The 13,242-nt window shown below is 48.6% G+C and carries 10 protein-coding genes; 5 read left to right on the forward strand and 5 right to left on the reverse strand.

The genetic code is table 11. The annotated features are described in order from the left end of the window. Nucleotide 1: 1 nt before the first annotated feature. From JJU34_RS05800 to JJU34_RS05815, 4 genes are all read left to right on the forward strand, one after another. Nucleotides 2-922, forward strand: a complete 921-nt coding sequence (locus JJU34_RS05800; protein ID WP_228691385.1) for an aminotransferase class IV — start codon at nucleotides 2-4, stop codon at nucleotides 920-922. Continuing rightward, nucleotides 919-1,650 carry a sulfotransferase family protein gene (locus tag JJU34_RS05805; RefSeq protein WP_228691386.1) on the forward strand — a complete coding sequence of 244 codons (732 nt, stop codon included), beginning with the start codon at nucleotides 919-921 and terminating at the stop codon, nucleotides 1,648-1,650. Before JJU34_RS05800 ends, JJU34_RS05805 begins: the two co-directional genes overlap by 4 nt. A gap of 632 nt (nucleotides 1,651-2,282) precedes the next feature. Beyond that, nucleotides 2,283-5,459: a TonB-dependent receptor gene (locus tag JJU34_RS05810; RefSeq protein WP_228691387.1), complete on the forward strand. Its 3,177-nt coding sequence runs from the start codon at nucleotides 2,283-2,285 to the stop codon at nucleotides 5,457-5,459. A 19-nt stretch (nucleotides 5,460-5,478) separates the two neighbouring features. Then, nucleotides 5,479-7,338 carry a RagB/SusD family nutrient uptake outer membrane protein gene (locus JJU34_RS05815; protein ID WP_228691388.1) on the forward strand — a complete coding sequence of 620 codons (1,860 nt, stop codon included), beginning with the start codon at nucleotides 5,479-5,481 and terminating at the stop codon, nucleotides 7,336-7,338. A 979-nt stretch (nucleotides 7,339-8,317) separates the two neighbouring features. Here the strand turns inward: JJU34_RS05815 and JJU34_RS05820 are convergent. From JJU34_RS05820 to JJU34_RS05840, 5 genes are all read right to left on the reverse strand, one after another. After that, entirely contained in the window at nucleotides 8,318-8,923 is a 606-nt protein-coding gene (locus tag JJU34_RS05820; protein ID WP_228691389.1) for an acetyltransferase, read from the reverse strand. A 193-nt stretch (nucleotides 8,924-9,116) separates the two neighbouring features. After that, complete coding sequence (locus JJU34_RS05825) at nucleotides 9,117-10,403, reverse strand: nucleotidyltransferase family protein (RefSeq protein WP_228691390.1); 1,287 nt, start codon at nucleotides 10,401-10,403, stop codon at nucleotides 9,117-9,119. Nucleotides 10,404-10,479: 76 nt separating this feature from the next. Beyond that, a complete protein-coding gene (locus JJU34_RS05830; RefSeq protein ID WP_228691391.1) occupies nucleotides 10,480-11,136 on the reverse strand; it encodes a sugar transferase in 657 nt (218 codons plus the stop codon). Then, nucleotides 11,133-11,582 (reverse strand): cupin domain-containing protein, encoded by a 450-nt coding sequence (locus tag JJU34_RS05835; RefSeq protein ID WP_228691392.1) that lies wholly within the window; start codon nucleotides 11,580-11,582, stop codon nucleotides 11,133-11,135. The genes JJU34_RS05830 and JJU34_RS05835 overlap by 4 nt, the downstream gene beginning before the upstream one ends. Nucleotides 11,583-11,593: 11 nt before the next feature. Next, complete coding sequence (locus JJU34_RS05840) at nucleotides 11,594-12,541, reverse strand: glycosyltransferase family 4 protein (RefSeq protein WP_228691393.1); 948 nt, start codon at nucleotides 12,539-12,541, stop codon at nucleotides 11,594-11,596. 404 nt (nucleotides 12,542-12,945) lie between these two features. Here JJU34_RS05840 and JJU34_RS05845 point away from each other — a divergent pair, with 404 nt between their 5' ends. Continuing rightward, complete coding sequence (locus JJU34_RS05845) at nucleotides 12,946-13,083, forward strand: hypothetical protein (protein WP_228691394.1); 138 nt, start codon at nucleotides 12,946-12,948, stop codon at nucleotides 13,081-13,083. Nucleotides 13,084-13,242: the final 159 nt, after the last annotated feature.

A 13,242-nucleotide genomic window follows, 5' to 3' on the forward strand; every position in this document is an offset into this window, starting at 1 on the left:
CATGGTAAAAGGAACGCACAACGCGATAGAAGACGAGCGGAATAGAGACATACGGATTTTTATCAATGGAGAGTTACTTCCAAGGCAGGACGCCAAAATTTCCGTGTTTGATAGCGGGTACTTGGTAGGAGATGGTGTTTGGGAGGCGTTTCGGTATCACGAAGGTCAGATGCTATTTTTGGACAAACATCTGGACAGGCTTTGGCAGTCTGCCAAGGTAGTGGGTATGCATTTGCCCTTCAGCCGGGAAGCGTTGCGGGCAGACATACAGCGGACCTTGGATGCAAATGCCATGCGGGACCACGTGCATGTGCGGGTTATGGTAACCCGGGGTATTAAGAAGACGCCGTCGCAGGATCCCCGGTTTACGATTTCCGGACCCAATGTCGTCATAGTGGCCGAACACAAGCAGGCTTCCCTTGAAAATAAAAACCGGGGGATAACGCTCTGGACCAGTACCATTCGACGTGGTTCTCCCGATTACCTCGATCCCCGTCTCAATTGCCACAGTAAACTGCACGAGGTGCAGGCATTGATACAGGCCCTAGAGGCTGGGGCGGACGAAGCCCTCATGCTGGATGTAAACGGATTTGTAGCTACCTGTAATTCTACCAATTTCTTTATGGTCAAGGGCAGAGAAGTATGGACTTCCACTGGGCAGTATTGTATGAATGGCATCACTCGCGGGCACGTCATTGAACTTTGTGAGCGGTATGGTGTGGTATGCAGGCAAAAGGATTTTTCACTCTTTGATGTGTATGGTGCGGATGAGGCGTTCGTTACAGGGACCTTTGGAGGGCTTACCCCAGTTACGGCCATTGACGGCAAATCGATTGGAGAAGGGTCTTTTGGTCCGTTGACCAAGCAGTTGAGCGAGTGGTACGAGGGGATGATACAGGAGGAAATCAAGCGACAATCATGAGTCACATACAGGTTACGAAGCGGATATTTGTCTGGTCTGGACCCAGAAATATCTCCACCGCGCTCATGTATGCGTTTGCGCAGCGTACGGATACCCGTGTTTTTGACGAGCCCTTGTATGGGTATTATCTGGCACACAGCCCCGCAAAGGAATACCATCCGGGTACGGACGATATCCTGCGAACCATGGAGCATGACGGTGGCCGGGTGATCCGGGCCATGTTGGACAATCAGGAGAAGCCGGTGCTTTTTTTCAAAAATATGTGTCACCACCTGTTGGATCTGGACCGAACGTTTATGAGGGAAGGGTTCAATGTGATCCTTACCCGTGAACCAAAGGAAATGCTGTCTTCCTTTCGTGAAGTGATTGAAAAGCCGGCCATGCACGATGTAGGCTATCAGGCACAGGTAGAGTTGCTGGATTATTTTCGAAAAGAATCGCTTCCTTTTGTGGTGGTGGATTCCAAAGACCTTTTGATGAATCCGGCGGACTATTTGGACCGTCTCTGTCAGCGAATTGGGATTCCTTTTGAGGCGGGTATGCTTTCATGGGAAGCAGGGCCACGAAAGGAGGACGGTATTTGGGCTCCCTATTGGTATGCAAACGTACACCGTTCCACTGGGTTTGCCCCCTATAGACCCAAGGATATTCCTTTTCCACCTAGCCTAGAACCTCTTTTGGCAGCTTGTCAGCCACTTTACGAAGAGTTGATGCGCTATAAATTGTAAGCCTTGGCCGCGGCAGTTGGCAGCTGGTTCTTTATGGATTGATTCGAATTCCTAACACCCACGAGCTTGGGTGTTTTTTTATGGAGGTTTCTGAAAATTCGGGAATAGCCCGAAGCGTTCGACGAAACTGGATCATTGCAAGGCTTCGGGGGTTGGTTACATGCAGCAATGCCCTGAAAAAAATAAAGAACAGGCAGCCATGAGCCGACTATTCTTTCCTTTAGTAAACCTTACATGTCAAATATACAGTAAAATTCAGAAAATTCAATCCCAAGAAAGCAATCCTAACAGGGGGCAGGAAGTGCCGGCTGCTCAGTGCCCCTCGCTCTCCAGAGCTTTTCGATTCACAAAAGGCCGCTTATCATTTACTTTTGCCGACTAAAAACACACAATTTACCAAAAGCGTGTTTTTTTGAGAATCCGCAAAAATAGAGCTGTAATTTTGAAAATAATTTTACGTTGATCCGAAACTGTTAATAATTTTCTACAAAAACAGCGATTTCCCTAATATAGTATTGAAATATTAAAAAATACGTTCAAAACTAATCGTTGCAAAAAATAAATAATCCCTTCATATTTAACGTGTAGTTTTAACAATCATTAATTACTGTATTCTTAAATCCCAAAAACGTATGACAAACTATTTACCCAAAATCAAATTGCTGTGGGTAGTGGTGATGCTGTTTGTAGCATCCACGCTGACCACGCAAGCCCAGACCAGGGAAGTGACGGGTACGGTCATTTCCGGGGAGGATAACCTTCCTCTTCCGGGTGTATCTGTACTCGTAAAAGGTACCACCCGTGGTGGTGTCACGGACATCGATGGAGAGTTCCGTGTATCTCTCCAGCCTGGAGACAACATATTGGTTTTCTCCTTCGTAGGCTTCACCCCATTTGAAGCAGAGGTGGGAAGCCGGTCCAACATGCAGGTGACATTGATGCCTGACATGCAATCCCTCAGCGAAGTAATCGTGGTGGGTTACGGTGAGCAAAAGAAAGAAACCATTACGGGTTCCGTGGCTACGGTGAAAGGTGCCGAACTGGTAAAATCTCCTGCCATGAACCTTACCAACTCCATCGCCGGTCGTATGGCGGGTGTGATCGCGGTAAACCGTTCCGGTGAGCCAGGTTACGATGGATCAGGTATCCGTATCCGGGGTTCCAATACCCTGGGTAACAACGACGCGTTGATCGTAATCGACGGTATCCCTGCCCGTGCTGGTGGTATCGAACGTTTGAACCCCAATGACATCGAGACCATCTCCGTATTGAAAGATGCCTCTGCCGCTATCTACGGTGCTCGGGCCGCTAACGGAGTTATCTTGGTAACTACCAAGCGAGGTAAATCAGGCAAGCCAGAGCTGACCTATCAGTTCAACCAAGGTTTTGCACAGCCAACGGTAATTCCTAGAATGGCAGATGCCGCACAATACGGTGAAATGTTGAATGACCTGAACGTGTATGAACTCCCTGTAAGCGAGTGGAGAGGTGCTACCGATGCGTTCCGTGCTACTGGAACCTATACCCGGCCAAACGGACAAGTTCGAACCGCACCTTTCAGCCCCAATGCGTTGGAGATGCACCGAGCAGGAACAGATCCTTGGAACTACCCCAACACCGACTGGTTTGATGCAACACTGAAGCCTTGGTCTCCACAGACTAGGCACAACCTACAGTTGAACGGTGGTGGTGAAAATATCCGCTACTTGGCTTCATTGGGATACCAAAATCAGGATGCATACTACCGCAATTCTGCCACAGGGTACAAGCAGTACGACATGAGGTTGAACTTGGATGCCAAAGTAAACGAATACATCGACTTGCAGATGGGTGTATTGGCTCGTCAGGAATACCGCTTCTTCCCTACCAGAGGTGCAGGAGCGATCTTCCGTATGCAAATGAGGGGTAAGCCGCATGAGCCTGCGTTCTGGCCTGACGGCAGACCGGGACCAGATATCGAAAACGGTGAAAACCCCGTGGTAATCACCACCAACGCTACCGGTTATGACCGAGATACCCGCGACTATTTCCAAACCAACGGTGCGATCAATATCAAGATCCCAGGAGTGGAAGGTCTGAAGTTTCAGGGTACTGCGTCTGTGGATAAGCTGAGCAGATTCCAGAAGCGATGGGAAACTCCTTGGATTCTATACCAAAGAGGTAGCGGTTTTGAGGCAGACGGCGTCACGCCTGTATTGGTTCCAAGTGAAAGAGGACCTGCAGAGCCAAGACTTCGTCAGTCTAACAATAACCAACTGAACATCATGTTAGGAGGTATTTTCACCTATGACAAAAAGATTGACGACCACGGGTTGAATTTCTTGGCCGGTGTGAACAAAGAGACCGTGGATGGAGATGATTTCTGGGCCTACAGAAGATTCTTTATCTCTCCGGCTATCGATCAGATGTTTGCCGGTGGTGATGCCGAAAAAGACAACGGTGGCGGCGGTTTTGAAAGAGCCCGTCTCAACTACTTCGGTAGGATGGCTTATAATTACAAGGAAAAATTCCTTTTCGAATTCCTATGGAGATTTGATGGATCGTACATCTTCCCTGAGGAGACCCGCTTCGGTTTCTTCCCTGGTGTAATGGGTGGATGGGTAGTATCTGAAGAAGACTTCTGGAAAAACAATGTACCCGTCATGGACTTCTTCAAAGTCAGAGGTTCTTGGGGGCAAATGGGTAACGACCAGATATTCTTTGGAGGAGCACTGCAAGAGTATCAGTTCCTTTCCACCTACGGTTTCCGAAGCCACATCTTGGAAAACAACGAAGCGAAAACGTTATTTGAAACCAGGGTTCCCAACAACCAAATTACTTGGGAAGTGGCCAACAACTCCAACATTGGGGTGGAAGGTTCCTTGCTAGACGGAAAAATCTTCTTCGAATTGGATTACTTCTACAACAAGCGAACCAACATCCTATGGCAACGTAACGCGTCTGTTCCACAGACCAGTGGTCTTGCTTCGCTGTTGCCTGCGGAAAACATTGGAGAAGTTGAAAACAAAGGATTTGACTTTAACGTGGGTTACCGCGGTCAAAAGGGAGATCTTCAGTATAGCATCAGTGCAAACGGTGGCTACGCTTATAACCGTATCCTTTTCTGGGATGAGCCTCCAGGAGCACCTGACTGGCAACGTTCTACGGGTCTTCCCATGAATACGCCTGCGCCAGTGTACCTATACGACGGCGTGTTTGCTACCGAAGAAGAGATTGCCGCCAATACCTTGGACTACTCGGCGATCACCAACCAACTGCGTCCTGGTGACATGAAGTTTGTCGATTTTGACGGAGACGGACGAATCACGCCAAATGACCGTGTTCGTATGGACCGAAACAACATCCCCCGTTTCCAAGGTGGTGTGAACATGAATGCGCAGTGGAGAAACTTTGACCTTTCGGTGTTATTCCAAGGTGCAGCAGGTGCCATCGCATTGGTTAGCTTGGGTGAATCCGGAAACATCGGTAACTACCTGTTGGAATTCTACGAAAACAGATGGACCATCGACAATCCAAGTACCGAGTATCCCCGTATCGCCAACCGAAGTGATCAGTATTTCTCTTCTGGCAACGATTTCTGGTGGAGAAGCTCTGATTATATCCGTCTGAAAAACTTGGAGGTAGGGTATACCGTTCCTTCTCAGTTTGGAAACCGATTCGGTATCAGCAACCTACGTTTTTATGTAAACGGATTGAATCTGTTGACCTGGGATAAGCTGAAGGTATACGATCCTGAATCTGACAACGCTACAGGACAGTATTATCCTCAGGCAAGGATCATCAACGGTGGTTTATCAGTAACATTCTAAGTCCCAAAAAAGTAATCATATGAATTTTAAGATAAAACATATTTGGGTCGGGTTGATCTCAGCAACGTTGATTGCCACTTCGTGTAACGACGAATTTCTCAATACCCAACCCCTAGGACAAGTATCGGAAGCAGCCGTTTGGCGGGATGCCGGTTTGGCCGAAGCATTTGTAACGGATATTTATGCCGGATTGGGACAGGGAGGTTTTTCAGAGCAAGCCTTGGCTTCTTTGACGGACGAAGCGATCTTTACCCACCCCGGACGAAATATCAACGTGGTAACGGAGGCCCGTTCCAACCCCGAGACACCGGGATGGATCGATGCAACCAGAGGTTGGGTGAACATGTACAACGGTTTACGGGCCGCTAACATCGCCATCCAGAACCTTAGCAACCCACAATTCGAAAACGTGGGAGGTATCGTTGATCGACTGTTGGGCGAGGCGACCTTTATGCGGGCCTATTTCCATCAACAACTGTTGAGAAATTACGGAGGGGTTCCCATTGCAGACCGTGCGTATACGCTGGAGGAAGAGACCTACGAGCTTCCAAGAAACACCTTTTCCGAGGTAGTGGAGTTTATCGTTCAGGATCTGGACCGTGCAGCACAGTTATTGGATGGCCATAACCTCGCGAGAGGTCGTGCCAACAGAATTGCAGCCTTGGCCCTTAAGTCAAGGGTGTTGATCTATGCCGCCAGTGATTTGCACGATATGGCTGTTGCATCCGGTAAGTCGAGCGTGATTTCTGGTTATCAGAACAAAGAACTGATCGGTTATACTTCGGGAAGCCGTGCTGAGCGCTTGCAACGTGCCAAGGCTGCTGCCAAGGCGGTGTTGGATATAGCAGATGGTAACATGCTAAATCTGACCGAGCCACTTGCGCACGATGAGGCTGTACAAGTGTATATCAATAACTCCCTGTCCAGAGGCGGTGGAGAGGCCGAAATGATCTTTGGTCGCTACTTCTTGGCACAGAAGCCTGAGGCTGGTGGACGTCAAGGTTTGTTTAACGGACCCAATGGCTACAACAACTGGGCGGGTAACACTCCCGTTCAGCTTTTGATCGACGACTACGCGATGATGGATGGTACCCCGTTTGACTGGGATAATCCTGCACACGATGCAGCACCTTATCAAGGAAGAGAGCCACGATTCTATGCTACTTTCCTGTATGATGGAGCACAGTGGAAGCCACGTTCTCCAGCTAACCAAGCTTTGGATCCACTGGGTCAGATTCAAACCGGTACCTATCAGCGTACCAACGCCCAGGGTCAGGTGGTAAGTCACTTTGGACTGGACACGCGAAATAGCCCGATTGAAGACTGGAACGGATCCTATACCGGTTACTATATCCGGAAGTTTGTAGAGCCAGATCCGAACTTTGTAGATCAGAACACTTGGCAGGAAATTCCTTGGCCGAACATCCGTTTTACCGAAGTGATCTTCAACTATGCGGAGGCCTGTATCTTCTTGGGTGAGGACGCTGAAGCTAGAAATTGGCTCAATAAGATCCGTTTCCGTGCTGGTTTGCCCGCGTTGACCGAATCGGGAGACGACCTGAAGATGGCGTTTATCAACGAGAAGCGTAAGGAAATGGTGCACGAAGAGCAGCGTTACTACGATGCCCGTAGGTGGATGATTGCTCCGCAGACGCTCGGTCGCCAGGCAAACGGTATCAGCATTACCGGTGTCTTTAAACCTGGTCAGTCGTTGAGTGTGTATCGATACGATCCAGATGTATATACCTATTCGTATGAAGTGATCGATATCGATCCCGGAAAAGAAAACCGGCTTTGGTTGGATAAAATGTATTGGATGCCAATCCAATTCCAGGAAATGCAGCGAAATGCCAACTTGGTGCAGAACCCTGGGTATTAATGTAATTTAGGAACTGAAAATAGATTAAAGGCTGTCTCCGGTATGGAGGCAGCCTTTTTTTTTAAGTTGCGGACCTTTGGGGTTTAGAAAACCCCGAAGGTCTTTCGCACTACGATCGGCAATGGGTGTTAGCGGCGATATGTGCACACAATTGACTACGCTTCGGGAATAGCTGAGCAACCTACTGCCTGCGCGACAAAGAATTTACCCAAGGGAAAATTGGTTGGCAGGACGGATACGATTTCAGGGCTATCGCCCCTCATTTTTTTATAGGTCCGCTTTTCTACTAAGATTCCAGGGCTCTGCCTCTGACCTAGGCATCTACCTGACTGGTTGAAGGTTGCTACCCTACAGGCAGGTCCAAATAGGCCTTTCGACCTTTCGGACAGCCTCTAATTGATGTGCGATCGCCTTAGGGGTCTTTTTTTAGATAGGAGAAATGAGATGTGAAAAAGTAGACAGCTGTCTTTTTTCGAATCGATTGACCGTCTTTTTTGTCGAATCGTCAGACCGTCGAATTGTCGAACTGTTGAAACCGTGGAATCGGAGGAATACCAAAGGGATAGCATGACCCCATCGGGGTCAAATGCCAGTAGCCCCGGGTGCCAACCCGGGGTAAGTGATGATGAAGTTAATACCGTTTTGGCCGCCTAAAATGGCTGCGCCACCATCCCTTTCCCGCCAAAACCCCACTCCGTGTGGGCTATCGTTAGATCGTCGAATTGATTGACCGTGGAATCGGTGGGTTTTCGGAGCGAAACTGCGTTTGTTTTCAAATTAATACAGCCTTCACGGAACAGGTTTTCATCAATCTGCTCACTAAACTGCAATCTATAACCGCCCGATTTAACGGTTCGACGATTACACAGTTCGACAACAGACGAATCGAATGCTTTTCGAAGCGAAGCAAAACTCGGTTCGTCATTGCTAGGCTTGGAGAGAGATTTAAGACATAAGACGTTAGATATAAGATATTAGATCAGCCTACCCGAACCTTGGTAGACTGCAGGCGGTTTCCAATCCAGGTACTGTGGTCCGGAACATCTTGATGTACAATGGATCCGGCACCGATGGAACACCAAGATCCTACCTTGACTCCCGGAAGTATGATGGCATTGGCCCCGATCAACGTCCCCTCGCCTATGTGAATGCCGCCACATAAGGTTGCCTGTGGTGCTATATGGACATAGTCTTCTATCAAGCAATCGTGGTCAATCGATGCGCCCGTGTTCACGATCACTTGATTTTTTAGCTCACATCCGACTTTTACGATGGCCCCTTCCATCACGACACAGCCTACTCCCAAGTCGGCCCGCTTGGAAAAAATCGCCGACTCGTGGATGATATTGGCAAACTTAACCCGGTGAACCAATCGATCGTTGATTGTTTTTCTACTGTGGTTGTCGCCAATGGCAATAAACAAATCACTTGTGAATACAAAGGTAGCTGGTAGGCTTCCCAAAACAGGATATCCCAACAATTCGGTCTTCTGCGGGTCATCGTCAAAAACACCATGAATCTGCTCGTACGAATCGATCATGTCTATGATAACCCTACCGTGTCCAGAAGCTCCGTAGATATACATGCAATTGGTTAAATTTGATTCTTTTCTACAAGGAAAGGGAATTTTTAGAGAAAAAAAAGTGAAATACAAGAAAAAACCAGTGCCTGTTTCTGACACTGGTTTATTTTTTTGACCGGATCGATCGCCCTAAAAGCAATTCTACTAAGAAAAAAGGAGTTTAAAGAGGTCTTTATGTTGTTGGTGAACAGTTCATCTAGTTGGATTTTTGTTTGATTTCCTGCAACAGTGCCCGTTCTTCTGACCGCATATCCCGGCGCAAGGGGTCCGTTGGCAAAAAGAAATGGCGGATAGGGCGTATGATCCAAATCAACCGGTAGGCCAGCATTGACTTTGGTCGGAAAATCCGATAATCAATGAAATTGGGGTGAAAGAAATGTGCGAGATTCCGGTAGTAGAAAACCATTTTCCGTCTTTTTTCGGGGTAAAAAAGAGCACGCTTCCGAATTAAACTGGTGTGGAAGTGGAAGTAGGAGAAGAAGTTTTTACCCAATTCGTCGGGTCGCTTGGACCGTTCCATCAGGGTATTTTCCAGCAATTTCCCCAATGTCTTATCGGTTGGATAATCCGTGGGAAGTTCAAAGGTTGTTGCGAACAATTGGTTGGAGGCATGTACGGCCACAGGTAGGCTGAAGGTTTCCGTGATTTCCCGGATGACTGGCTGATTCGAATAATCCTCCTTGGTCAGGTTGAGTGACTTCAACCCCATCGCTATATCCAGGGCGGTTTTTAGGTATCCATGCCCATCGTGTAGGCTATGGTGCAAGTATAGGTACTTGAATTGCTGGTAGTTGTCCTGTACCGGCACCGTTTTGTCATAGACCTGTAACTGATCCGAAGCCTGGAAAGAAAACTCGTTGTCAAATTTGCCCACACCAAAGTAATCGTAGATGATGCGCCAGTGTAACTCCAAATGTACCGGAAGGTCCTGCCGGTCCAGCTTTTGGAGGTTATAGCCTCTATGCGCTCGGGTAAAGCGTTCCCATCCCAAGAACTGCTGATAGTCTTCTTCCTCTGGAAGGTAACCATCTTTTTTTAGAGCCTCATTGATGGCCGGGAGGTCACTTGGTCGGATGATGAGGTCAATGTCTCCGGATTCCCTCAATCCGATTTCCCCGTAAAAGCGTTTGGAAAAGGCCACTCCTTTATAGGGAAACACGGTAATTCCTTCCGCCAGCAACAAGCCGATCAAACGGGTGGTTTCCCGGGCTTTGTCCATGCTCTGCATGGTCAGTTTTTGAAGTTCTTTCTTAAGCATTTCAGCCCAGGGCGCTGGAGGGGAGACCTTTAATAATACCCTATAGGCAGTGGGCCGGATTCGGTGGGCTCTGCACAGCCGTATCACCTCTTTCCAATCCACCTGTGAGTTGCCTACGTAGTCCATAAACGATTCCATGCTAGCGGTTTCCAGATATACCCTGCAGGCCATCAAGACGATAGCGGTGGGTCTTCCATAGATCGCTTCAATGTGTTGAATGTGCATGTGTTGTTGTCAAGTCGTTTGATCGTAAAACGTATACTCTCAAACGGGTAATGGAAAATATGGAGAAAGGGGCTAGCTATGCCAACTTTTCTGTGCCCTTTGGGCTGCCCGAAAACATCGGCATGGTAGGGGCATCCCCATGGTGCGTGTTTTTGAAAGAAAACACCGCAAATAGCGTGAGGAAAAGAATGCGTACATCCTGCTTGAAGGAAAGTGCTTCCACGTATTGGGCATCCAATTCCAGTCTTTTTTCCCAGGTCGTTTGGTTTCGTCCATTAATCTGGGCAAGCCCGGTGATTCCCGGCTTCACGCGCATACGAAGCGCTTGGCGGTCGGTATATAGCGTGATATAATCGACATACAGCGGCCTAGGACCTACCAAGCTCATTTCGCCACGGATTACGTTGATCAGCTGGGGGAGCTCGTCGATGGAGGAGGCACGTAAAAAGCGGCCTAGGAGGGTAATGCGTTCCTTGTCGGGCAGCGGACATCCCTGCCTATCCCTTACGTCCCGCATGGTTTTGAATTTATAGAGTGTAAAGGGATGCCCGTGACGGCCCGCACGCACTTGGCGAAAAAGAATTTCTCCCCGCTGACCGGACCCTAGCAGCACGGCGGTTAGGAGTAGGACAGGGGCAAACAGGATCAGTAACACAGTGGCTCCCGATCGGTCCGTCAGATCCTTGATCGATGGATACAGGCTACGATATGTCCTTTGCGCCCTTCGCTTCATGTGGCCATGTTTCCGGACAGGGTGGGTTCGCCATACCAATACGTTGGAGGGAATTTGTAGCTGTCTTCGATGGATTCTTCCAACGATTTATTTGAGTGGACCAAAACGGTATTTGTTCCCTCCGGGCCAAGGAAGGCTGTTGCATAGCCTCCCGGCACGTAAAGGGTGTCACCGTTGTTTACAAGGACGTATTCGGATATTGGCAGCATGGTAGAGGGGTTTTCCCAGGAATCGGGCTTCACCACGCATATCGTTACACACCCATTGACAACAGTAAATAACTTTTCTTCCTCCCGATGCCCGTTCCATCCCCTGAATCCTTTGGGCTCGATCAGAAAGAAACGCTTGACGTCAAAACCTAGCTGCGACAGGCCGTTGTTAAATTTGAGGCTTCCACGTTCATCCACGTGGGTGCCACCGGGAAAAATAGCCGGTGAGTTTTCCATTTTAGGCGGAGTTAGAGGGTCTGCAATTTTTTGTACACAAGGAATTTGCTTCCAATATAGGTAAAAATCAGTCCAATGGTAAAGGCAATCAGCGGAAATAGCATGGAACTTGCCGAATACTGCATTTGGTACAACACAACGAAATTGATAAGTAATTGGACGCTGAAATACAGAAAGGAGACGGGGAGGTGTCCCCAACCCATTTCGTTGGCCAGGTATTGGTACAGGTGGGTACGGTGAGGTTGGAAGATGTTTTCCCGTTTCAGCAGCCGGTGTAGGATAGTGAGTACACCGTCCAGTCCGTATACCGCAAATAGTAGTAAGTAAAAGATCTGTTCGGTGCGGACCAGCAGATGAACCATGAGGTATCCCAGGATCAACGCCATGCTGATAGACCCCACGTCACCGGCAAAAGTTTTCGCCTTTACGCGGATATTGAAGAATCCAAATACCAATACCGATAGGGCAACCATTTCCATCAGCCCGCGAAACTCGATCAGTTCGGGGATAAAGTAAAATCCGGAGAGTACCGCCAACGCATAAAGCGCCGTGATGCCGTTGATGCCATCCATGAAGTTGAAGATGTTTACCCAGCCTAGGAAAACAAACAAGGCCAAGGGAATCCACCATAGTGCCAACGGCCATACACCGGATTCGTGGAGGACCAGTAAGGAGGCCAGTACATGTACGGCAAAGCGTGGTAACTGACTTAGTGGGCGTATATCGTCTACAAAGCTAACAGATGCCACCATGAGAACGGCGAGGGTTACTTCCCAAGAGGCTAGTCCCATCAAAAACGCCCACAGTACCGCTACGGCAAACACGATGCCTCCACCCCGTATGGTAATGCGGGTGTGCGAGGAGCGTTCGTTGGGCTTGTCGATGATGTTGAACCGGTCAGCGATCTTGAAGTAGAGGAGGATACTGGCGAAAAGTAGCAGCGTCGCTAGGATGTACATGAGGGGATGGGGGGTGTTTTTTTGGTGGTTGATGAATTGTTGAATCGTTGGGACTGTCGAATCGTCGAACTGTGGAATCGTGGAATTGGAGGATTGTCGAACTGTTAGATCGGAGAATCGTCGAACCGATGGCGTTTCGAGGCTAGGCTAAATTTGATTACAGACGAACCGGCATCATGCGTGCTCTAGCCTTGTCGGGTTTTGGCGAGAATGTGTAGGCACGATTGGCTTTGTGGCTGGCCAAAACGGGGCGATGATTTTGATTTCCATTCCCCGGGTTTGCACCCGGGGCTATAAATATTCGACCCCCTTCGGGGTCGTTTTTGGAGATTATGAGAAATTAAATGTGAGATAGTAGACATTCGCCATTCCCTAAATGGGGTTGGCAAAACGCCATCGAACCGATGCCGCAACCCCGAAGGGGTGCCATGTTTATAGGAAAACAAAACAACAACACGCTAGTTTTGGCCGCAGTAAATGCCTGTGGTGCCATCCCCGTCTCGCCAAAACCCGAGCCAGATTGGGCTACCGTTGATGTGTAGAATCGTCGTTATGGTCGAATCGTTTGACCGTCGAATCGTCGAATCGGTGGCTTTTTGGAGCGAAACTGCGTTTGCTTTTGATTTAATACCTTCTTCGCCGGACAAGTGTAGTGCACATTGCCCACTAAACTGCAATCTATACTCCACCGATCAAACGGT

This window comes from Lunatimonas sp., from assembly GCF_020832325.1.
Classification (GTDB): Bacteria; Bacteroidota; Bacteroidia; order Cytophagales; family Cyclobacteriaceae; genus Lunatimonas.